Source organism: Pseudomonas sp. L13 (genome assembly GCF_009935965.1).
In the GTDB taxonomy this organism is placed as follows: domain Bacteria; phylum Pseudomonadota; class Gammaproteobacteria; order Pseudomonadales; family Pseudomonadaceae; genus Aquipseudomonas; species Aquipseudomonas lactis.
Map to the genome: position 1 here is coordinate 30,725 of NZ_QODJ01000027.1, position 20,182 is coordinate 50,906.

The window sequence follows — 20,182 nt, forward strand, 5'->3', positions numbered from 1 at the left end:
CCGCCATGAGTCGTGATGCCCTGCAGGAATCGCTGTCCGCAGTGATGGATAACGAAGCGGATGAACTGGAACTTCGTCGAGTGCTCAATGCATTTGATGACGCCCAAACCCGTGATACCTGGTCTCGTTACCAAGTCGCTCGGGCGGTGATGCACAAGGATCTCCTAATCCCTCGTCTGGATATTGCTGCGGCCGTTTCTGCTGCACTGGCTGATGAAGCCGTTCCGGCAAAAGCCTCGCGTGGTCCATGGCGCAGCCTGGGTCGTCTGGCAGTGGCCGCTTCGGTGACCGTTGCTGTGTTGGCAGGTGTTCGCCTGTACAACCAGGACGAGATCGCAGGCAACGAGCTGGCCCAACAGACTCAGCAACCGGTCATGGCCGGTCCGCAAGTCAAAGGCCCGGCCGTGCTGGCTGGCTACAAGGAAAGCACCGATACCACCGGCCCTATGGCCAATGGTGTACTTCAGGGGCAATCCGGCTGGCAGGATCAGCGCCTTCCAGGCTACCTGCGTCAACATGCGCAGGAATCGGCCGCCAAAGGCACTGAAAGCGCTCTGCCATACGCTCGTGCAGCAAGTCAGGAAAACCGCTGATTCGCTAAGGAGCCCTATGCGCGCCATACCGCTCCTTACGCTTTTGCTCAGTAGTTGGTTTGCACTATCCGCCCATGCCGATGAAGCCCAAGACTGGCTGACTCGACTTGGGCGTGCAGAGCAGCAGCAAAGCTTTGAAGGTACGTTTGTCTACGAACGTAACGGCAGTTTTTCCACCCATGACATCTGGCACCGCGTCCAGGATGGTCATGTCCGTGAACGCTTGTTGCAGCTTGATGGCTCCGCCCAGGAAGCGGTTCGGGTAGACGGCCGGGCGCAATGCGTCAGTGGCACGTTGGTTGCCAGCCTCGGTCATTCTTCTGATGCACCCTCGCGTATTCTCGACCCCAAAAAACTCAATCCATTCTATGAGCTGGCCGTCATTGGCAAATCCCGCGTGGCCGGTCGTAATGCGGTGATTGTGTCGATCAGTGCGCGTGACCCTTACCGTTATGGGTTTGAATTACACCTGGATCGTGAGACTGCGCTGCCGCTCAAGTCCTTGCTGCTCAACGATCAAGGGCAGTTGTTGGAGCGTTTTCAGTTCACGCGCCTGGATACTTCAGTTACTCCTTCTGACCAGGACTTGCAGCCCAGCAGCGACTGTTCGCCGGTAACAATGTCTGCCGCTAAAGCACCTGACCTATCTGCCACGCAAAGATGGTATTTGGACTGGCTACCGCCTGGTTTCCAACAAATCAGCAGCGCCACACGCAAAGATACCCAAACGAAATCTACCGTCGACAGCCTGATGTATGACGATGGGCTCGCGCGTTTTTCGGTGTTTCTTGAGTCGGCCATTGGCACTGACGTAAATGAAACCCGCGCTCAGTTGGGGCCGACCGTGGCAGTCTCGCGGCGCTTGAATACGGTGGATGGCGAAATGATGGTCACGGTGGTGGGCGAAATTCCCATCGGCACTGCTGAACGTATCGCGTTGTCGGTGCGTGGTGAAAAGGCCGCTGCCAAGCCCTGAGATCGTTAATCTTATGTTCATCCTGTTGTTTCAATCTGAGCCCGAATTTGGTTGGATGCTGGGCGTATGAAATCTCTGGATCAGCATTTTCACTTGCAAAAACTTCCCATGTTTTTTATAGGTCAGGGTTTGATGGCTCTGGCCTTGTTTGTTCGCGGAACAAAAATGCCGGTCGCAGTATCCGGCGTTTATTGAACCCTGTCGCTTAACCCTGCTCGTCGTAACGGGAGCTGTATGTCGATACCACGTTTGAAGTCTTACTTATCCATAGTCGCCACAGTGCTGGTGCTGGGCCAGGCCTTACCTGCGCAAGCGGTCGAGCTGCCTGACTTCACCCAACTGGTGGAGCAGGCCTCGCCTGCCGTGGTGAACATCAGTACCACGCAGAAGCTGCCGGATCGCAAGGTCTCGAACCAGCAGATGCCCGACCTGGAAGGCTTGCCGCCCATGCTGCGCGAGTTCTTCGAACGAGGGATGCCGCAACCACGCTCCCCCCGTGGCGGCGGTGGCCAGCGCGAAGCCCAATCCCTGGGCTCCGGCTTCATCATTTCGCCTGATGGCTATATCCTCACCAACAACCACGTGATTGCCGATGCCGACGAGATTCTCGTGCGCCTGGCCGACCGCAGTGAACTCAAGGCCAAGCTGATTGGCACCGATCCGCGTTCTGACGTGGCTTTGCTTAAAATCGATGGCAAGGACTTGCCGGTGCTCAAACTGGGCAAGTCCCAGGACCTGAAGGCCGGTCAGTGGGTGGTCGCGATCGGTTCGCCGTTCGGCTTTGACCATACCGTTACCCAAGGCATCGTCAGCGCCATCGGTCGCAGCCTGCCAAACGAAAACTACGTGCCGTTCATCCAGACCGACGTGCCGATCAACCCGGGCAATTCCGGTGGCCCGCTGTTCAACCTGGCCGGCGAAGTGGTGGGCATCAACTCGCAGATCTACACCCGCTCCGGTGGCTTCATGGGCGTGTCCTTCGCGATCCCGATCGATGTGGCCATGGACGTCTCCAATCAGCTCAAAAGCGGCGGCAAGGTCAGTCGCGGCTGGTTGGGCGTGGTCATCCAGGAAGTGAACAAGGACCTGGCTGAGTCCTTCGGTCTCGACAAACCGGCGGGGGCCCTGGTTGCGCAGATTCAGGACAATGGCCCTGCGGCCAAAGGCGGCCTGAAAGTGGGTGACGTCATCCTGAGCATGAACGGCCAGCCGATCATCATGTCGGCGGACCTGCCTCATCTGGTCGGCGCGCTCAAGGCCGGCGGCAAAGCCAAGCTGGAAGTGATTCGTGATGGCAAGCGCCAGAATGTCGAACTGACCGTTGGGGCAATTCCGGAAGAAGGCGCGACCCTGGATGCCCTGGGCAATGCCAAGCCAGGTGCCGAGCGCAGCAGTAACCGCCTGGGTATCGCCGTGGTTGAACTGACTGCCGAGCAGAAGAAAACCTTCGACCTGCAAAGCGGTGTGGTGATCAAGGAAGTTCAGGATGGCCCAGCCGCCTTGATCGGCTTGCAACCAGGTGACGTGATCACTCACTTGAACAACCAGGCAATCGATACCACCAAGGAATTCGCCGACATCGCCAAGGCGTTGCCGAAGAATCGCTCGGTGTCGATGCGCGTCCTGCGTCAAGGCCGTGCCAGCTTCATCACCTTCAAGCTGGCCGAGTAATCCGCTAGCCCCATAAAAAAGCCCCGCTGCCGAGTTAACGGCAGCGGGGCTTTTTTGTAGGCGGCGGGTTTAGCTCATCATGCCTTTTACCAGGCGCTCCTGTTCGATCAGCTCACGCTGACGGGCGTCGATGCGCGAGGACAGCGGGAAGTTATTGCCAGCGCGCCGCTTGGCAAAGTCCAACTGCTGGATGGCTTGCTGGAAATCCCCCACCAGTGCGAAATATTCGGCACGAGCCTGATGCAGGCCAATGATGTTGCCGGACAAGCCGCGTGTTTCGGCGACCTGATACCACACGTCCGGATCGTCCGGACGCGACTTGAGCAGCCCGTCCAGCGCCTTTTCTGCATCGGCGGTACGGTTCTGTTTAAGCAACAGGTCTACCCGCACCTGGTTCAGCGGATAGTTGCTGGGGTACTGGGTGAGCATGCGGTCGGTACGTTGCTGCGCATCCGACATGCGGTTGCTGGTGATGTCGAGCTCGATTTGGGCCAGGTTGTAGGTGATGTCGTTGGGCGCCTTGGCCAGCAGCGGCGCCAGGCTTTCCCGCGCTTCCTTGAGTTGGGTGCCCTTGATCTGGGCGATGGCCAGGCCATAGCGCGCGACGTCATTTTTAGGGTTTTCATCCAGCTGCGCCTGGAAGCGCTTGGCAGCGAGGCCTGGCGTGTCTTCGTATTTCAATTGCACCCTTGCGCGAATCAATTGATAGCGCAGGCTGTCTTCCTTGCCGCCGGGTTTGGCTTGTTCGGCGCGGTTGCGGGTGTCGGCGATACGCGATTCGGTGACCGGGTGAGTCAGCAAAAATTCCGGCGGCTTGGCATCGAAGCGGTATTGGCGCATCAGGCGTTCGAACATGGTCGGCATGGAGCGCGGGTCGTAGCCTGCTTTCTCCAGGTTGAGGATACCGATGCGGTCGGCCTCTTGTTCGTTCTGGCGGGAGAAGCGGCGCTGCTCCTGGATCGCGGCGGCTTGTGAGCCGGCAATCGCGGCGATACCGGCATCGCCGGCACCCGCAGCGGCGGCGATAATGCCGCCAAGCAGGGCGGCCATCATCGGTAGTTGCATGCGTGATTGCGCTTCCACGCCTCGTGCGAAGTGGCGTTGGGACAAGTGCGCCAGCTCGTGGGCCAGTACCGACGCGTACTCGCCTTCGGTCTGTGCATTGAGGAACAAACCGCCGTTGACCCCGACGATCCCGCCCGGTGCCGCAAAGGCGTTGAGCTGTGGGCTGTTGATCAGGATGAATTCCAGGCGCCGGTCATTGACCTGGCTGGTCTCCACCAGCTTGTACACGCTGGTTTCGACGTAATCCTTGAGTTGCGGGTCATTGAGTTGCGAGACCTGGCCGCGCAGGTAAGCCAGCCAGGCGCGGCCCAGTTGGTATTCCTGTTGCGGCGAGACAATGGCAGAACTGGCGTCGCCGAGTGACGGCAGGTCGTCAGCGAAGGCCGGGGAGGCCAGCAGGCAGGCCAGCGTCAGCAGGGTAGGGCGCAAAAAAGTCATGCACAAAGCCTTTCGACAAAGAGCTTACTGTAGCCGGACACTGAGCTTGGGACCAGATATTCTAAGCAGCCTAAATGTTTGCTTGGAGTAACACCATGACCGACGTTGTAGCCTGTGACGCCGAACTCGACGCCAGCGGTCTGAACTGCCCGCTGCCGTTGCTCAAGGCCAAGCTTGCGCTCAATAAACTGGCCAGCGGTGCGGTGCTCAAGGTGACTGCCACCGACGCCGGCTCCCAGCGCGATTTTCGCACCTTTGCCAAACTGGCCGGCCACACCCTGGAGCATGAAGACGCCGCCGAGGGTGTGTATCGTTATTGGTTGCGCAAGGCCTGATAGCCTTATTGAGGCATAGGTATCTAGGCCACTTCGGTACGACGTTGACCCTGTGGCGAGGGAGCTTGCTCCCGTGACGACCTGACAGCCGACGCTGATCTAACTGACGCACCTCGATCCAAATGTGGGAGCTGGCTTGCCTGCGATGACGGCCTGACAGCCGACACCTATCTACCTGACATCCAGCGATCAAACTGTGGGGGCTTGCTCGCGAAGGCGGCCTGGCGGTCAACACAGTTGGATTGTGTACATATCCATTGCTGCGGTAACGGCCACTTAGGGTTCCGCCCTGACGGCGTCTCACTTTTGAAAAGCGCAAAAGTAAGCAAAACGCTCTTGCCCCACCACTCGGCACCTCGCTTAGGCTCGGTGTGCCCGTAATCCGCCAGTGATTTTGGGGGGCGGCTAAACCGGCATCCCTGCCGGTTTACCCCCCAAATCCCTGTCGAATTCCGGCCAGCGTGGTTTGACGGGGCGCTTGAGATCAAAAGCAGATCAAGATCAAGAGCGGCTCGCTTCGCATCGTGGTTACCGTCGGCGGCGGCTACAGCCTAAAAGTTGTGTAGATACCTATGCTTATCGAGGCAAGATCAAGCCTTGTTCAGCGCCTGCGCTGCCGCCAGCACGGCATCAACATGCCCCGGCACTTTCACGCCGCGCCATTCCTGACGCAGCACGCCTTGGCTGTCGATCAGGAAGGTGCTGCGATCCACGCCCAGGTATTCCTTGCCGTACAGCTTCTTCAACTTGATCACATCAAACAGCTGGCAGACCGCTTCGTCCTTATCGCTGATCAGCTCGAACGGAAATTCTTGTTTGCCCTTGAAGTTCTCGTGGGACTTCACGCTGTCACGCGATACGCCGAACACTTCGGTATTGGCGGCCTTGAACGCGGCGTACTGGTCACGGAAACCCTGGCCTTCGGTGGTGCAGCCAGGGGTGCTGTCCTTGGGGTAAAAGTAGATCACCACTTGCTTGCCCTTGAGGGCTGCGAGGCTGAAGGTCTGGCCGCTGGTGGCCTGGGCCTCGAAATCGGCCACGGGTGTGTCGATGGCTACCGGCATAGAGAAGTACTTCCTTACATTGGGTTCTGTGGGCGCCATGGCTCGATCAAGGCGTCGAGGTTCAGGGCATCGGCGAAATCCAGGAACTGGTCGCGCAGCCAACTGATCTGTACGCCGGCCGGCAAAGTCACGGTAAAGGTGGCATTGAGCATGGTGCCGCCGGTTTGTGGCGCCTGGTAGGTGTCACAGGTCAGGTTTTCCAGTTCGACGTTATGGTCGATAAAGAACTGGCACAGCTCGTTGACGATGTCCGAGCGGTAGGCCGAGCTGACATACGCTACGTACGGCAGGGCCTGGGGGCGGTTTTCCAGGGCGGCGCTGCGTACCACGTTGACGGTGAAGTCATGCTTCTTGGTCAGGCCCGGCAGGCCGGTTTCCAGGCGCGCCAAGGCATCCCAGGAGCCAGAAATCTGCAGGACCAGCGCACTGCACTCGCCATGGCGGGTGAGGCGGGAGGTCACGACGGCGCAGCGGTTCTCATGGCTGGCGCGGCACAGCACGTTGGTCAGCTCCATGGGGTTGGCGCCGAGGGCACTGATAACAAGGAATTGTTCGCGAACTGTGGGGGTGGACATGCAGCCTTCCTAAAGCGATGAGCGGTCGATGCCGTGTGGGCGGTATCGATCAAAGGATCAAGGGTAGCGAAAAGCGTCGCCAAGGGCTAGGAGGTGGCGTTTTCATTGCGTGATCAGCCGGCTTCGGGCGGTGCTTTGGCCCAATGATGGCATCGCCCGACGTTTAGTTGCGCCAGAACGCATCCTCACGCGGTACTTCGCTTGTACAAGCATCTTGGCGCCAGTACCATTACGGCTCTCTTTTTCCGGCAGGAGCGGTTGCATGATTGCGGGCAGTATGGTGGCACTGGTCACACCCATGGATGCACAAGGTCGTCTCGACTGGGACAGCCTGGGCAAACTGGTGGACTTCCACCTGCAAGAGGGCACCAACGCCATTGTGGCGGTCGGCACCACAGGTGAATCGGCCACCCTCGATGTGGAAGAACACATCCAGGTGATCGAGTTCGTGGTCAAGCGCGTGGCGGGCCGCATTGCCGTGATCGCCGGTACGGGCGCCAACTCGACGCGTGAAGCGATCGAGCTGACCAAGAACGCCAAGAAGGCCGGCGCCGACGCTTGCCTGCTGGTAACCCCGTACTACAACAAGCCGACCCAGGAAGGCTTGTACCAGCACTTCAAAGCCATTGCCGAAGCCGTGCAGATCCCGCAGATCCTCTACAACGTGCCGGGCCGCACCGCGTGCGACATGAAGGCCGAGACCGTGATCCGCCTGTCCACCGTGCCGAACATCATCGGCATCAAGGAAGCCACCGGCGACCTGCAGCGCGCCAAGGACATCCTGGCCGGCGTGAGCAGCGACTTCCTGGTGTATTCCGGTGACGACGCCACCGCTGTCGAGCTAATCCTGCTGGGTGGCAAGGGCAACATCTCCGTGACCGCCAACGTGGCCCCGCGTGCCATGAGCGAGCTGTGTGCCGCCGCCATTGCCGGCGATGCAGCCACCGCTCGTGCGATCCACGAGAAGCTGATGCCGCTCAACAAGACACTGTTTATCGAATCCAATCCTATTCCCGTGAAGTGGGCGCTGTTTGAGATGGGCCTGATGCCGGACGGTATCCGTCTGCCGCTCACCCGCCTCAGCGAAGCCTGTCACGAACCGCTGCGACAGGCCCTGCGCCAGTCCGGCGTCCTGGTTTAATTGAGGAAGCACTACGCATGAAGCGATTGGCCGGACTTTCCGCACTTGCCTTGATTATCTCCAGCACCAGTGGCTGCGGTTGGGTATGGGGCCCGGAAGGCTACTTCCGTGACCGCGGCAGCGATTACCTGGAAGCGCAAGCAACCAAACCGATGCAACTGCCGCCTGATGTCAATGTCGCCAAGCGCCTTGACCCGCTGCTGCCGATTCCACGCAACGTTGCCGACGACACGGTCAAGGGTGAGTACGTAGTGCCACGCCCACAGCCGATCACGGCCGTGGCCGATGCCAGCGACTACAGCCTGCAAAAAAGCGGCGACAACCGCTGGATCGTGGCCCAGCGTCCACCTGCCGAAGTCTGGCCGGTGGCGGTGCAGTTCTTCCAGGACAACGGTTTCCGTCTTGACCAGCAACGCCCGCAGACCGGTGAGTTCACCACCGCGTGGCAGCAAGGTCGTGAGCTGTCTGCCAACATGGCCCAGCGCCTGCTGGCGGGCGGTGTAGCCGCCGACAGCGAAGCCCGTGTGCGTGTGCGCATCGAGCCTGGCGTGCAGCGCAATACCAGTGAAGTCTATGTGGTCAGCGCCGAGCGCCCTGCCGGCAGTACGGCCAACGTCGACTTCACCCCGCGCTCGGTCAACACCGGTGTCGACGCCGCGCTGGTCGACGAGATGCTTGCCAGCATGAGCCGTATCTCCGAGAAGGGCGGTTCCGTCTCCCTGCTCGCCGCCCGTGATTACGACACCCCTAGCCGCGTCAGCCTCACCGAAGACGGCAGCGGCAACGTCGTGCTGAACCTGGGTGAAGACCTCGACCGCGCCTGGGCCAGTGTTGGCCGCGCGTTGGAGCAGGGCCCTTGGCGCGTTGAAGACATCAACCGCAGCCTGGGCCTGTACTACATCAACGTGGCTGAAAAGGCCGAGAAGAAAGACGATGAGCCAGGTTTCTTCGGCAAATTGTTCGGCAGCCAGCCGACCAAGGAAGAGATCGAAACCCGTGCCGAGCGTTACCAGGTTCGTTTGAGCAAGGTGGGCGAAAGCGTGCAAGTCACCGTCGAGAAGAACATCAACACCGTCGCGCCAGCTGAAACAGCGCGCAAAGTGTTGGGCGTGATTCAAGACAACCTGGGCTGATCCGATGCGTTTTGCCGTTCTCGGCAGCGGTAGCCAAGGGAACGGTACGCTGGTCGCCCATGATGACACGTACGTGCTGGTCGATTGTGGTTTCTCCCTGCGGGAAACCGAGCGGCGCCTGTTGCGCCTGGGGGTTCACCCCACGCAACTGAGCGCGATTCTGGTAACCCACGAACATGCCGACCATGTGCATGGCGTGGGTTTGCTGTCTCGGCGCTACAATCTGCCGGTGTACTTGAGTCGCGGCACGTTGCGCGGGATGCGCAAACCCATTGAGCCTGCGGGCTTCCTGGCCGGTGGTGAGCAACTGCAAATTGGCGCCTTGAGCATCAATGTCATTGCGGTCGCTCATGATGCCCAGGAGCCGACGCAATATGTATTCAGTGACGGTGAGCGGCGCTTCGGTGTGCTCACCGACCTGGGTTCTTACTGCGCCAAAGTGCTGGAGGGTTACCGGGACCTCGATGCCTTGATGATCGAGTCCAACCACTGCCGAGACCTGCTGGCACGCGGTCACTACCCTTACTTTCTCAAGCAACGGGTGGGCGGCGAGCTGGGACATTTGAACAACCACCAGGCCGCATACCTGGTGTATGAGTTGGGCTGGCAAGACCTGCAACACCTGGTCCTGGCTCACCTCAGCAGCAAGAACAACCTGCCGACGCTTGCCCGGCAATGTTTTGTCGACACCCTAGGGTGCGACCCGGACTGGCTGCAACTGGCCGATCAAGATTCAGGGCTCGACTGGCGACACATCGCCTAGCCCACCTTACTCAAAGCGGAGCCCATCATGGAAAAACGTGAAGAACTCTACCGCGGCAAAGCCAAGTCGGTGTACAAGACCGACGACGCCAACCGCCTGATCCTGCTGTTTCGCAACGACACCTCGGCGTTCGACGGCAAGCGCATCGAACAGCTTGACCGCAAAGGCATGGTGAACAACAAGTTCAACGCCTTCATCATGCAGAAACTCGAAGCGGCCGGCATCCCGACCCAATTCGACAAACTGCTGGGCGACAACGAATGCCTGGTCAAGAAACTCGACATGATCCCGGTCGAGTGCGTCGTGCGTAACTACGCCGCCGGCAGCCTGGTCAAGCGTTTGGGCGTGGAAGAGGGCCTCAAGCTCAACCCTTACACGTTTGAACTGTTCCTGAAGGACGACGCCAAGGGCGACCCGTTCATCAACGAATCCCACGTCGTGGCGTTCGGCTGGGGCACTGCTGAGCAGCTGGCGCGCATGAAGGAGTTGTCCCTCAAGGTCAACGACGTGCTGAGCAAGCTGTTCGACGACGCAGGCCTGTTGCTGGTGGACTTCAAGCTCGAATTCGGCGTATTCCACGACGGCTCCATCGTCCTGGGCGACGAATTCAGCCCGGACGGCTGCCGCCTGTGGGACAAGGACACCAAGAAGAAGATGGACAAAGACCGCTTCCGCCAGGGCCTCGGTGACGTGATCGAAGCCTACGAAGAAGTCGCCAAGCGCCTCGGCGTACCGCTGTAATCGACGCAAGCATCTGATAGCACGGAAAAAAATCGCTTCGGCGCTTTGCATCCATCAATCATGCTGTTATGATGCGCGCCGTTGGAGAGATGCCAGAGTGGCCGAATGGGACGGATTCGAAATCCGTTGTACCTTCACCGGTACCTAGGGTTCGAATCCCTATCTCTCCGCCATACATAGAAAAGCCTCGTAAGTCTTTGATTTGCGGGGTTTTTTTTCATCTGCAATTTTTTGTGTTTGACCACTAGGTTTGCCCACTCTGTTTCAGTACTCGCTTTACGATTTCCTTGCTACGGTGCGGTCCTTCCTTCTGCGGTGCCGAAACCACTCGTCACCTTGTTATCTGATCTATAGCCATCATCATCGGTAAAAAGCAGCGGCTCGTGGCTTGCGTTTGGGTTAGTGATTGAAGCGTAAGCGACTTTCCTTCAGTATCCAGCCTAATGCTAGCTGTGCACGTTGAAGTGCGTGAATAAAATGACAGACCAGAAATCACCTGCGGATGCAGTAGTAGTCCCTTTGGAGCAGCCAGCAAGGGACGATAGTCCCGTTATCCCTGTTCCGGCTGAGGGGTACCATGAAGCTCTCAAGAAAGGCAATCGGTCAGTTATAACGGACTACTATGTCCACGAAGACGTTTCGAGTGAGCGTACTGAGTTCGCTTTCAAGGTGTACGTACGGCTTAATGCCAAGAAAATAAAATTTACTAATGTCTCATTCCAGCATAGTGTTTTCGATGGTTGCTATTTCAACAATTGCTCTTTTGATTCGTGCGATTTCACTGGCTGTAGATTTATTGGTTGCAACCTGCATCAGTCATCTTTTGCTGGTTGTAAGTTCGATTACGCCGTGTTCGAACGTTGTCAGATAGATGATGATATTCTGGAGCGTGAAGCTCCGCGTGAAGAAAATCTGCAGATGCGTTTTGCTCGATCACTTCGTATGAACTTCCAGCAGATTGGTGATGCAAAGGCAGTAAATAGAGCAATTTCCCTAGAGTTGGAAGCGACCTCTAGTTATTTACGAAAGTCATGGTCATCTAGTGAGTCGTACTATCGAACCAAATACAAGGGCTGGAAAAAAGTACCGCAGTTTTTCAAGTGGCTTGAATTTAAGATCTTGGATGTGATTTGGGGCAATGGCGAAAACACTCTCAAATTACTGCGGGCGATAATCGCTGTTCATGTCGGAATTGCGGCTTACGATACTATTGCGTTCGGTAGTCCTTGGGATATCCGAGATTATGTTGCGAGCTTTATTGCCTCTCCCGGAGTGTTCTTTGGTATTGTCAGCCCTCACGCTTATCCAGTCTGGTTTTCTTCCGGCGTTGCTGCAACACGTCTGCTGGGTTTTGCCTTCCTCACGGCAATCCTTGTGAAGCGTTTTGGGCGGAGGTGATGATGCATATTTATGCATTTGGCTCGATATGCCGAGGGGAAATTGACAAGGGTTCTGATGTTGATCTGCTTGCCTGTGTTGATGGTCCTGCTCCGCATATAGATACTGAAAAATATTCGGTATACCAGTACGGTCGGCTTAGGGCTCTTTGGGAAGAGGGCAATCCATTTGCTTGGCATTTACACCTAGAGTCGAAGCTGTTGTTTGCTTCGGATGGTTCTGACTTTCTTGAGCGATTAGGAGTTCCAGCCGTTTACGCTCAAGGGGATGGGGATTGTGAAAAATTTCGGGTGCTTTATGAGCGGTCCTTTGACGCGGTGAGTCAATCTAGCAATAGTGCTACATTTCATTTGTCTTGCATTTTTCTAGCGGTAAGAAACTTCGCAACTTGCCACTCGCTTACACTGGGCGAGCCGATTTTTTCGAGGCGATCACCACTGCTGGTTAACCCCAGTCTGGATATAAGTTCCGAAGCATTCTCAATCCTGACTCGTGCACGGTTGCTGTCAACGCGCGGATATGGGGAGCCTATTATGTCTAATGAGATTGATGCGGCAATAGAAGCGGTTAGAGTCGTACCGCAATGGATGCAAGCACTGCGGAGCCAAAAGTTATCATGAGAGAGTTTAATAATCGAATCGATGCGCAGCGGGAAATTTTGAATCTCGTCAATAATAAAGGCTGGGGTGAAGAGTTGTTCGGCCTTTCTAGTGGTGCTATTGATCGATGGGTGCGTGTCAACGGGATTGACAGATCCTCTGATTTGAGTCGCTTGGTTTATGAGTCGGCATCTAAGCTTTTCTTTCTGGCTAATAAAAGCCAAGAGCAAGTTACTGATGAGTACCGGCTGCTATCCAATGAAGTATATGATTTGACGCAGCATATCGCCCGTGTTTTAGGTAAGTAGCTGGCTATTTCAGTGCCTTCATTAATGGCGAACATGATATAAGCGCCCGTGTCCAAGACATCAGTGCGATGTTTCGCGTAAGCGTAACCCATTTTTCCAAAAACCAATTCCACCGTTATTCCAGAGTCTGTATTCAGATCAACCGGGAGCGTGGCATCGGTGGAAATCCCTGCGATACGGCGGCATCGCTTGACCGGCTGAGCGCTGACCGAGCGTGGGGTGCTCCATTTTCCTAAAATCCGTATGGATTGATGGGGGTATGGCAGGCGCAATCAAAACACCTTGCGAGCGCCTTTAAGGGCTGCGGGGAGGTGTGCGTCTGTTTGTTCGGGAAGTACACTTGATTTTGCGTAAGCACGCTCAAAACGAACTACGCGACGTTGCAGGTTTATGCTGTCTTCATTGTTTTTTTGACGCGGTACACGGTTGCTACCCCGCACTCAGCGATCTTGGCAATGTCGTCAGGCTTGAGGTCTGGATGTTTGAGCAGTAGCCCCTCAATTTTTGCCCACAACATGCCGTTCCTGCTCTTACCGGATGGCTTCCAGTCAGGATGGGCAGCGCGTTTATTCTCAAGCCCTTGCTTGATGCGCTCAACTCTCTTGTCTTGATCCAGTCTTGCCATGGTTGCCATCAGGTCAATCAGCATGCTGTTGATCACATCCATGATTTGACCGGTGATGCCTTTGGCTTCAACCAGCATATGACTAGTGGGTAGGTCGGCTACCACTAATCGGAGTCCCTTTGCCTTTATCGTGGCCTTGAGAGCATCCCAGTCGGCTTGCGAGAGACGACTCAAGCGGTCTACAGACTCAACTAATAGCACGTCTCCACTTTCGGCAATATCGAGCAGCGCAAGCAGTTCAGGACGGTTGAGCTTTGTTCCGCTGATGTTCTCTGCATAGATGCCAACGATGCCCAACCCTTTCTCGGCTGCGAACAACTCAAGGGCGACTTTGGCACGATTGGCATCTTGGTCTTTGGTCGAGGCTCTGAGATACAGGTGGGCATTCATAGCTAACTATCCTTTGATCTACCGATTTGATAGATCAATGATAATTTATCTTTAACCTATTTTGAATAGATTATTGATAGCTAAATTCGGGATGCGACGGACGGTCTATGGACTATCGGAGAGCTAGAGTTCTTTGATAGAAGCTATCGCCTAAGCTTGAGGATGCCTGTGGTTATGGCTGCGGCATTCCTATCGAGGGTTCTGAGGGCATCGATCACGTTTTCATGCGTATCAGGTGAACCATTTGTTCTAACCCATAGGGCGATTTCCTCGATGCCCGCAGCTAGAGCTAGCTGACCTTCCCACAAAAGGGTTAGCACGTCTGCCGTAGCAATTTGACTGTCTGTATTGTCTTGCATGGCGTTCTGTCCCTGAATGACCTGCAAGGATCGTAATACGACAAATGCATCGTTGGCGAGCGTAACGGCTCGATGAAATCAACGCTCGTCTTGAATGCTTTGTATCGACCTGGTGAAAGTGGTCTGTTTCCCCGCGTGTGCTGGTATCGCCGTAGAATTTTAATAAAAACGGAGAAAGCGTGAACTGTGTTTGGTCTGTGAGCGATGGAGGTCAATAGAAATCAGCTCTGTAGCCCATTGGCGTGCTTATCCCAGTGGATGGGTATTCACTTTCACTCCTGATACTTCGCCTGATAAAGGCGATGACAACACTTTATTAGGATTGGGCGTTGACCTGCATCTGAAGCTTGATTGCGGGGAGGGTTCACTCGTGTTGGCTCTGTGAGCCTGAATTCACCAGAGTTTCTACATCTTCGACTAGCGAGGAGGGACTACACCCTAAAGCTCCTGCGAGCTTGAACACTGTTGTGATGGTTGGCTGATTTACGCCGCGCTCAATGAGACTGACGTAATTTCGTTGAACGTCAGCTTCAAGTGCTAACCCCTCCTGAGTGAATCCCGCTTCCTTCCTTCTTTTTCGGAGAGTTTTTCCGAATGCTAGACCTATGTCCAAACCGTGCCCCCTCTAATTCGGGGTGGACTGTCTGATGTCGTGGCAAGGATGTCTTCACCATATGCTATGAATAATTAAGCGGGCGTGGCATTATTGAAGTCAGGGTAATGGCTGAGCGCCGCTGATCAGTGATTGGATGTGGCTCGTTGCTGATTTCGATAGCAAGCTGATTTGGAGTGGTAAAGGTATGAAGGTCAATATTCCCTGCGTGGTGATGGTCTCTGGACTTTTTGGGGTAGCTAAAATCAAAGACCAAATGGACGCTGATGCCGAGGATTGTCGGAGAGCAATCAAGAAGCTCCTCGTAGGTGTAGGTGTGACGCTGTGCAGTCTGAGTATGTATGTTAGTCAAGCTCATGGCGCTCAATCTGAATCAGAAGCCGTAGCAGCACTGTGTGACGCAATTCGCTACCAAGCGTATAACACAATGGAGCTTCGTCAACTCTTCGCACCTAAACATACACTTAAAGAAATGGTGGATCGTAACATAACTAACGTTAACAGTCGTTTAGCCCAATATAAGATTATCGACGAAGCCTATACGGTCGATGTTTTAAGTTCTGAACGTGCGGAACTTATTGCTCATGAGTTTGCAGAGGGCCAGCGCGAGAAGTGCATGAAAGCACAGAAGGATATTGCTAGTTCATAGATGGTTCATAGGTGAGTATGGAGCTCATAGCTGTTGCGGTAGAGCTTAGCTTTTGTATGAGTCATTGATGCGATCATCCCTGCGAATGGGGATTCACTTCACCCCTGATAAAGCCTTGGACGATCACGTTGTTCAGCGTTGCCCAGTATCTGCGTACATGATGGCAAGCATGGGGTCAATCGCAGAGGGGGATGCGCGGGACGCTCCCTAGAACCCTATACAGGTAAACAAAATGCTGGCAGTCCACTATTACAAAGTGAAAAGAAACACTCAGCATAACTAGGGGTTCTTATTCCAGTCGAAGTGTAGCGCGATACACATACTATTTTTAACTCAGGAAAGTTCAAATGGAACCTGTACACTGGCTTATTGTTTTTATCATTCTTTGCGTTCTTATCTCGTTTATTGCAAGCAAAAAAGGACGCTCAGGTTTACTTCTCTTCTTCTCTATGGTTGCCCCTGCGGTACCGCTGATGATGATAGCTTCCTATTCTCTAGGAAATAACATGGATGCTAAGCCTATTGCAATGTGGGTTGTTGCTTTCCTCTGCCCGGTTGTTGGTTTTTTCTGGGCGATAATGGCTAAGAACAAAGAGCAAATGGCTGCTGATACTGGAAGTTATGGTGGTATGAAAAAGTGCCAGTTTTGTGCTGAGCCGGTAAGAGCGGAGGCTATTAAGTGCAAGCACTGTGGTAGTAAATTAGACCTTGATGTCTAGCTATTCAGACTTGTTTAAAAGGATAGGAAGCCGTAGTGTCGTCTTCTGTGCGATGCACAGCAACATCTAATTGTTCTGTGTGCACACAGAAGATTGCAAACATCTCTGATTGTCAATCAGGAATGGCTTATAGAGTTTTAACTCTTCAATACAGAACGTGTCAGCAGTGAGCGACGAAGGAGTGAATGCTCTTAGGGAGAAAAGGGTGATAAACCCCTCCCGCTCTTGATCTTCTTCTGTGCGATGCACAGCAACATCTAATTGTTCTGTGTACACACAGAAGATTGCAAACATCTCTGATTGATAATCAGGATTGGCTCTCTAGCGTTTAATAAATATCGATATAAAGATATGTTCGCAAGCTGAACGAAGTGAAGTGCTCTTCAATAGGTGGAATAACGAAGTCCACCGCTATTGATCTTTCTTCTGTGAATACAGAGCAGGTGTCTCCTGTCGTTACGACAGAACAGTTTATTCTCTAAGATCATGTTCTTTAATTTGAGGGATCTTCTCCCTCACTTCTCTTTATTTTCTCTAAAAAATACTTAAGGGGTGTTCCCCTTAAATGAAATCTTTAATGGATCTATACTTTGGACAATCTCCAAAGAAGAAAAAAGCATCGTTTCGCTTCGCTTCACTCTATTATACATGCGGCCGTATTACTCCCCCCCCCCCCAGTGAGTCCGCTTAAGCGGCCTGCAACTCGTTTTGCACAATCTGTACATTGTCACGCCAATTCCTAATCGTCTTTGCCGATACTCCGGTGCCTCGCTCGATGGCCTTGATCGCCACACCTTGTGTTAGCATCTCCAATACGTCGAGCTTCATGGGGTGCTGGTGGCGGTTCTGTTGCTCAGTGCGCACCGGCAAGGCTACGACATTAGTGATAGCTGAAAGTGTCGGATATTTCGCATCGTACTCTTCCGCCGTCTTGAACTGGGTCAGGGTGCGAAGGTCGTGGTGCAGCTTGGCCAGCTCTTCGGCGCTTGGTTTGCACAGATCATCCCCATCATCCCAGTCACAAGCTTTCAGCTCAGGCTCGATGTCATCCATTTCGTTGATTAGAGATTGAGGGCGACTTTTCACCATATTTGGAACGATTAGTTCAATTGCTTTGACGTAACGTCTTGCGTGCCTTTCCTTCAATTGCAGTAAATCCTCTACACCCTCATTAGTGACGACCGGGAGGCTTTCCAGAATTACTGCGAGGTTGCGTACTGACAATGGCATGGATTTTCCGCCATTTCCTTCAGGGCGATCATGCCAGTCAAGTCGCGCGATACCCTCGATGATGTCCAGTGCAAACACCGGATAGCGCCCCCAGTACGTTGTGCATCCGATGAAGCCATAAAACGGATTTTTAATAATCTTGGGCTTTGGTCCGCGTGTGCTCTTCGGCTTTCGAGGAAGCTTGGTTTTGGTCTTCGGTGCATTGTCTGCCAGCCACTGACCGGCGTTAGCGGCGAAGCGTGCGTTCAATGCTTCCAATCGTGCTGATGAGAGCAGTTCGGGAAAGGGGAGGGACTTACTGGTGGCAGGCGAATTAGTGGTGAGCGGGTACGACATGGGAATGTTCTCCTTAGCTAGTTCAGTTCATTAGGCAATTCCTCTCGGTAGCTGCCGGATGTTGTGGGCAAATCACAGGCACGTAAAACTCCGCATGATGCCTAAGTCGGGATCGACTCATGATCACATGGAGGTTTTGACTGGGTCTGTTTTGAGCGGGGCATTATACAGGCGTTCATGCCGTTCGTCAATTAAAACTTGACAATTCGGACTTTTCTAAAACATTTTTTACATGAGGGCGTCAATGGGCGTTTGGTGAAACCGCTATGGTAAATTTCAGCAAGCAAAAGCCCCGAACAGCATTGTTAGCTGTAGGGGCCACATTGGGTAGGGTTGCATCGGGAACGTTCTGTAAAGCCGTTGTGGGAGCTTTTAGCAGGTATCGCTAACAGCGTCTGTCACTGGATCACTGGATCACCCCGGAATGACAAGTGGGGAATATGTGTCACTCACCTCTTTGTCGATTTCTAACAGTCGCTTGTTGCGAGCGTCAACAACCTTCTTCTGCTCTTTCGCTTCCGATGCTTGGATAAGCTGTTGACGTAGCAAGTCTTGATATCGGACGTGCTCAGCTTGTAAGAATTCAACATACTCAGCCTTGACTCGAATTCGAATGTCATCAATATCTTTCTGCTGGTGTAATAGTGGCTTGATCATCCAGCAGGCATGATTGAGCGCCTCATTTGTAACAGCTTGATTGCGAGCTACTGTATAGCCCCTTGCTACTTTCAAAGCTATCAACTCAAGAAAGTCATGAGGAAGTGGTGACCGTACATGTTCCATACACTGAGTGGTGCCACGGTAAACATTTACCCATCCGTCAACTCGTGTTTCGAATTCAGTATCGCTCCATGCAGGTGGAACTCCTTTTATCACTATCTTGGCCTTGTCGTTCATTTCATATTCCTCTTGTGAATTAGTGCGATCATTTTCTGCACTAGTGTGGCTTTATACTCTTCATCGCTGAGTTTAGTGGTATTGATGCTGGCGCTTATGCTGACTGCATCACTATCAAACTTCTGTGCAATTTGTGTGGTTTTTTGCCGGGTGCTTTCTTTCGCACGCCGTTCAAGTGCCCTTATTAGTCCACGGCTAAAGGAATCCGGGCTGATACTCATCACAATTCTTCCTGAGCTTGACGCAAAGCGTGAACACCATATTCGCTAACAAACTTATCAAGCATTGCAGCTACACGGCGGTGTTCATGGCGGTCACCAGTAGCAATTGCAGATTGCTGCAACGATAAGTAATGCTTCACTTGCAGCATGGCAAGGTGCCTTTCGAGTAGTGGCGTATTCATCTGTTGTTTATCCTTTGGGTTTGTTTGTATTGAAACTAAGCTGGCATAAGGCTGATTTGGCATATTCAACCCTTGATTTACGTGGCTTACAGAGCCTTAAAAGTGGCAAGCTATAGGGTAGCCTAGGGTGGCAGCTATTTAGGGCTGTAAGTCGCTTACAGAAGCACTCAGCGATAACGAGTGGTAACGATCTGCACCTTGCTTTGTTTGCCGTTGCTGACTTGTTCTTTGAAGCTTGGACAACTGTGCATAAGCTCACCGACTGACACATGCACACCTTTGGCAATTGCTTTCTTATGTAGTTTATAAAAGTGGTTCAGTACGATGATTCAGACTTCATAAAAGCTATAGTCATTGCTTGGTGTTAGTGGTGTTGAGCTGGTTATCACTTTCTGAATGAGTTGTGCTTGCTTATGGACGACGATGTAGTTCAATGCTCTATTCCTTTTGTTCGATAGGGTTGCGATCCTCTGACTTGTGGTTAAGTATTTGGATTGATGGAGTTAGATATTTGCAGCTTTCTTCGCGTCAGCTTTTCTGAGGTTGTTCGTGATAGTACTGATCATCACGTTTACCATGTGAGTAGGATTAGTATTGCCAGTGCGCACCATCAATGCTTCCAACTGCCTCACAGACTCTTGATTGAGGAATATTTTCATTGCGAACTCTCATTGGACATTACGCGATCATGCGCATATTGATTAATCGAAGCGCCAGCAGTATTAGCAGCAGCCTTCAACAGTGCGTAGTTGGTGAGACTGAACAGGATGGATACTGGAATAATTGTTACTCTTGATTGCCTCCAATGCTTTGCACGGCAAGCAGCATTACAAGTTTTCGTTTGTGTACGTCGGTTGATCAGTTCTTTATTGCAGGCAATACAATGGGTTGTGCGCATAAGATGCTACCTCGTTAGATAATTGGGAAGTGTTTAATTGTGTTCGCTACGGACAAACAAAAAACCCACACCGGTTAGGGATGTGGGCTTTTTGTTCAGGAGAGAGATTGTTGGCGGATCAGACCACGATACAAACCTTGAAGGAATGGGCAAGGATTGCATTAGAGGGAACCGCAGTTGCTGGCTAAAACAACTGGAAAGAGACCGGCTGATCTGTTCTCTCCAATATATGCATTATCTCCCAAATGAGAGTAATTGTCAAT

At 53.5% G+C, this 20,182-nt stretch carries 22 protein-coding genes and 1 tRNA gene; 14 read left to right on the top strand and 9 right to left on the bottom strand.

All coding sequences use genetic code 11. From position 1 onward, the window contains the following. Positions 1–5 precede the first annotated feature (5 nt). The 3 genes from DK871_RS15185 to DK871_RS15195 all read left to right on the top strand — a co-directional run bounded on the left by DK871_RS15185 (position 6) and on the right by DK871_RS15195 (position 3,240). The gene (locus DK871_RS15185; RefSeq protein WP_032892984.1) at positions 6–593 is read left to right on the top strand and encodes a sigma-E factor negative regulatory protein; all 588 of its coding nucleotides are present in this window, start codon (positions 6–8) and stop codon (positions 591–593) included. A gap of 16 nt (positions 594–609) precedes the next feature. Further along, the gene (locus DK871_RS15190; protein ID WP_161905608.1) at positions 610–1,569 is read left to right on the top strand and encodes a MucB/RseB C-terminal domain-containing protein; all 960 of its coding nucleotides are present in this window, start codon (positions 610–612) and stop codon (positions 1,567–1,569) included. Positions 1,570–1,803: 234 nt separating this feature from the next. After that, positions 1,804–3,240 (top strand): DegQ family serine endoprotease, encoded by a 1,437-nt coding sequence (locus DK871_RS15195; protein ID WP_014717365.1) that lies wholly within the window; start codon positions 1,804–1,806, stop codon positions 3,238–3,240. 69 nt (positions 3,241–3,309) lie between these two features. On the opposite strand, the gene DK871_RS15200 is transcribed toward DK871_RS15195, so the two are convergent. After that, positions 3,310–4,743, bottom strand: a complete 1,434-nt coding sequence (locus tag DK871_RS15200; RefSeq protein WP_161905609.1) for a M48 family metalloprotease — start codon at positions 4,741–4,743, stop codon at positions 3,310–3,312. Positions 4,744–4,838: 95 nt separating this feature from the next. Between DK871_RS15200 and DK871_RS15205 the strand changes: the two genes are divergently transcribed. Beyond that, positions 4,839–5,078 (top strand): sulfurtransferase TusA family protein, encoded by a 240-nt coding sequence (locus DK871_RS15205; protein WP_161905610.1) that lies wholly within the window; start codon positions 4,839–4,841, stop codon positions 5,076–5,078. 590 nt (positions 5,079–5,668) lie between these two features. On the opposite strand, the gene DK871_RS15210 is transcribed toward DK871_RS15205, so the two are convergent. Together DK871_RS15210 and DK871_RS15215 are read right to left on the bottom strand one after the other, a co-directional pair. Further along, positions 5,669–6,142, bottom strand: a complete 474-nt coding sequence (locus DK871_RS15210) for a peroxiredoxin (protein WP_003189461.1) — start codon at positions 6,140–6,142, stop codon at positions 5,669–5,671. A 14-nt stretch (positions 6,143–6,156) separates the two neighbouring features. Then, complete coding sequence (locus tag DK871_RS15215) at positions 6,157–6,717, bottom strand: glycine cleavage system protein R (RefSeq protein ID WP_161905611.1); 561 nt, start codon at positions 6,715–6,717, stop codon at positions 6,157–6,159. Between the two features lie 262 nt (positions 6,718–6,979). Between DK871_RS15215 and dapA the strand changes: the two genes are divergently transcribed. The 8 genes from dapA (at position 6,980) to DK871_RS15255 (ending at position 12,800) form a co-directional block, all read left to right on the top strand. Next, on the top strand, positions 6,980–7,858 hold the full coding sequence (gene dapA / locus DK871_RS15220; protein ID WP_034135081.1) for a 4-hydroxy-tetrahydrodipicolinate synthase: 879 nt from the start codon (positions 6,980–6,982) through the stop codon (positions 7,856–7,858). Positions 7,859–7,875: 17 nt separating this feature from the next. Next, positions 7,876–8,991 (top strand): outer membrane protein assembly factor BamC, encoded by a 1,116-nt coding sequence (bamC, locus tag DK871_RS15225; protein WP_161905612.1) that lies wholly within the window; start codon positions 7,876–7,878, stop codon positions 8,989–8,991. 4 nt (positions 8,992–8,995) lie between these two features. Continuing rightward, the gene (locus DK871_RS15230; RefSeq protein ID WP_161905613.1) at positions 8,996–9,754 is read left to right on the top strand and encodes an MBL fold metallo-hydrolase; all 759 of its coding nucleotides are present in this window, start codon (positions 8,996–8,998) and stop codon (positions 9,752–9,754) included. 27 nt (positions 9,755–9,781) lie between these two features. Beyond that, a complete protein-coding gene (purC, locus tag DK871_RS15235; protein WP_027604309.1) occupies positions 9,782–10,495 on the top strand; it encodes a phosphoribosylaminoimidazolesuccinocarboxamide synthase in 714 nt (237 codons plus the stop codon). Between the two features lie 83 nt (positions 10,496–10,578). Continuing rightward, a tRNA-Ser gene (locus DK871_RS15240) sits at positions 10,579–10,668 on the top strand. A gap of 304 nt (positions 10,669–10,972) precedes the next feature. Beyond that, entirely contained in the window at positions 10,973–11,893 is a 921-nt protein-coding gene (locus tag DK871_RS15245) for a pentapeptide repeat-containing protein (protein WP_161905614.1), read from the top strand. 2 nt (positions 11,894–11,895) lie between these two features. Beyond that, complete coding sequence (locus DK871_RS15250) at positions 11,896–12,513, top strand: nucleotidyltransferase domain-containing protein (RefSeq protein ID WP_161905615.1); 618 nt, start codon at positions 11,896–11,898, stop codon at positions 12,511–12,513. After that, entirely contained in the window at positions 12,510–12,800 is a 291-nt protein-coding gene (locus DK871_RS15255) for a hypothetical protein (RefSeq protein WP_161905616.1), read from the top strand. Before DK871_RS15250 ends, DK871_RS15255 begins: the two co-directional genes overlap by 4 nt. 388 nt (positions 12,801–13,188) lie before the next feature. Here DK871_RS15255 and DK871_RS15260 read toward each other — a convergent pair whose 3' ends face one another. Both DK871_RS15260 and DK871_RS15265 read right to left on the bottom strand, forming a co-directional pair. Continuing rightward, positions 13,189–13,815 carry a recombinase family protein gene (locus DK871_RS15260; protein ID WP_161905617.1) on the bottom strand — a complete coding sequence of 209 codons (627 nt, stop codon included), beginning with the start codon at positions 13,813–13,815 and terminating at the stop codon, positions 13,189–13,191. Positions 13,816–14,538: 723 nt separating this feature from the next. Further along, on the bottom strand, positions 14,539–14,787 hold the full coding sequence (locus DK871_RS15265; RefSeq protein WP_161905618.1) for a helix-turn-helix domain-containing protein: 249 nt from the start codon (positions 14,785–14,787) through the stop codon (positions 14,539–14,541). A gap of 187 nt (positions 14,788–14,974) precedes the next feature. On the opposite strand from DK871_RS15265, the gene DK871_RS15270 reads away from it, so the two are divergent. Together DK871_RS15270 and DK871_RS28770 are read left to right on the top strand one after the other, a co-directional pair. Further along, positions 14,975–15,436: a hypothetical protein gene (locus DK871_RS15270; protein WP_161905619.1), complete on the top strand. Its 462-nt coding sequence runs from the start codon at positions 14,975–14,977 to the stop codon at positions 15,434–15,436. 347 nt (positions 15,437–15,783) lie between these two features. Beyond that, positions 15,784–16,155 carry a hypothetical protein gene (locus DK871_RS28770; RefSeq protein ID WP_218581433.1) on the top strand — a complete coding sequence of 124 codons (372 nt, stop codon included), beginning with the start codon at positions 15,784–15,786 and terminating at the stop codon, positions 16,153–16,155. Between the two features lie 687 nt (positions 16,156–16,842). On the opposite strand, the gene DK871_RS15280 is transcribed toward DK871_RS28770, so the two are convergent. The 4 genes from DK871_RS15280 to DK871_RS15295 all read right to left on the bottom strand — a co-directional run bounded on the left by DK871_RS15280 (position 16,843) and on the right by DK871_RS15295 (position 19,084). Further along, positions 16,843–17,721, bottom strand: a complete 879-nt coding sequence (locus DK871_RS15280; protein ID WP_161905620.1) for a helix-turn-helix domain-containing protein — start codon at positions 17,719–17,721, stop codon at positions 16,843–16,845. Positions 17,722–18,135: 414 nt separating this feature from the next. Next, positions 18,136–18,618: a hypothetical protein gene (locus tag DK871_RS15285; protein ID WP_161905621.1), complete on the bottom strand. Its 483-nt coding sequence runs from the start codon at positions 18,616–18,618 to the stop codon at positions 18,136–18,138. Beyond that, positions 18,615–18,839, bottom strand: coding sequence for a hypothetical protein (locus DK871_RS15290; protein ID WP_161905622.1), 225 nt, complete (start codon positions 18,837–18,839; stop codon positions 18,615–18,617). The genes DK871_RS15285 and DK871_RS15290 overlap by 4 nt, the downstream gene beginning before the upstream one ends. After that, the gene (locus DK871_RS15295; protein ID WP_161905623.1) at positions 18,839–19,084 is read right to left on the bottom strand and encodes a hypothetical protein; all 246 of its coding nucleotides are present in this window, start codon (positions 19,082–19,084) and stop codon (positions 18,839–18,841) included. Before DK871_RS15295 ends, DK871_RS15290 begins: the two co-directional genes overlap by 1 nt. Positions 19,085–20,182 lie beyond the last annotated feature (1,098 nt).

Excerpts from the sequence above, each read along its gene's own strand:
- DK871_RS15290 (WP_161905622.1), bottom strand. The coding sequence starts at position 18,839 with ATGAGTATCAGCCCGGATTCCTTTAGCCGTGGACTAATAAGGGCACTT.
- DK871_RS15250 (WP_161905615.1), top strand. The coding sequence starts at position 11,896 with ATGCATATTTATGCATTTGGCTCGATATGCCGAGGGGAAATTGACAAG.
- DK871_RS15255 (WP_161905616.1), top strand. The coding sequence starts at position 12,510 with ATGAGAGAGTTTAATAATCGAATCGATGCGCAGCGGGAAATTTTGAAT.
- DK871_RS15190 (WP_161905608.1), top strand. The coding sequence starts at position 610 with ATGCGCGCCATACCGCTCCTTACGCTTTTGCTCAGTAGTTGGTTTGCA.
- bamC (WP_161905612.1), top strand. The coding sequence starts at position 7,876 with ATGAAGCGATTGGCCGGACTTTCCGCACTTGCCTTGATTATCTCCAGC.
- DK871_RS15195 (WP_014717365.1), top strand. The coding sequence starts at position 1,804 with ATGTCGATACCACGTTTGAAGTCTTACTTATCCATAGTCGCCACAGTG.
- DK871_RS28770 (WP_218581433.1), top strand. The coding sequence starts at position 15,784 with ATGGAACCTGTACACTGGCTTATTGTTTTTATCATTCTTTGCGTTCTT.
- DK871_RS15260 (WP_161905617.1), bottom strand. The coding sequence starts at position 13,815 with ATGAATGCCCACCTGTATCTCAGAGCCTCGACCAAAGACCAAGATGCC.
- DK871_RS15230 (WP_161905613.1), top strand. The coding sequence starts at position 8,996 with ATGCGTTTTGCCGTTCTCGGCAGCGGTAGCCAAGGGAACGGTACGCTG.
- DK871_RS15185 (WP_032892984.1), top strand. The coding sequence starts at position 6 with ATGAGTCGTGATGCCCTGCAGGAATCGCTGTCCGCAGTGATGGATAAC.
- DK871_RS15285 (WP_161905621.1), bottom strand. The coding sequence starts at position 18,618 with ATGAACGACAAGGCCAAGATAGTGATAAAAGGAGTTCCACCTGCATGG.
- DK871_RS15245 (WP_161905614.1), top strand. The coding sequence starts at position 10,973 with ATGACAGACCAGAAATCACCTGCGGATGCAGTAGTAGTCCCTTTGGAG.
- DK871_RS15200 (WP_161905609.1), bottom strand. The coding sequence starts at position 4,743 with ATGACTTTTTTGCGCCCTACCCTGCTGACGCTGGCCTGCCTGCTGGCC.
- DK871_RS15280 (WP_161905620.1), bottom strand. The coding sequence starts at position 17,721 with ATGTCGTACCCGCTCACCACTAATTCGCCTGCCACCAGTAAGTCCCTC.
- DK871_RS15270 (WP_161905619.1), top strand. The coding sequence starts at position 14,975 with ATGAAGGTCAATATTCCCTGCGTGGTGATGGTCTCTGGACTTTTTGGG.
- purC (WP_027604309.1), top strand. The coding sequence starts at position 9,782 with ATGGAAAAACGTGAAGAACTCTACCGCGGCAAAGCCAAGTCGGTGTAC.
- DK871_RS15295 (WP_161905623.1), bottom strand. The coding sequence starts at position 19,084 with ATGCCAAATCAGCCTTATGCCAGCTTAGTTTCAATACAAACAAACCCA.
- DK871_RS15210 (WP_003189461.1), bottom strand. The coding sequence starts at position 6,142 with ATGCCGGTAGCCATCGACACACCCGTGGCCGATTTCGAGGCCCAGGCC.
- dapA (WP_034135081.1), top strand. The coding sequence starts at position 6,980 with ATGATTGCGGGCAGTATGGTGGCACTGGTCACACCCATGGATGCACAA.
- DK871_RS15205 (WP_161905610.1), top strand. The coding sequence starts at position 4,839 with ATGACCGACGTTGTAGCCTGTGACGCCGAACTCGACGCCAGCGGTCTG.
- DK871_RS15215 (WP_161905611.1), bottom strand. The coding sequence starts at position 6,717 with ATGTCCACCCCCACAGTTCGCGAACAATTCCTTGTTATCAGTGCCCTC.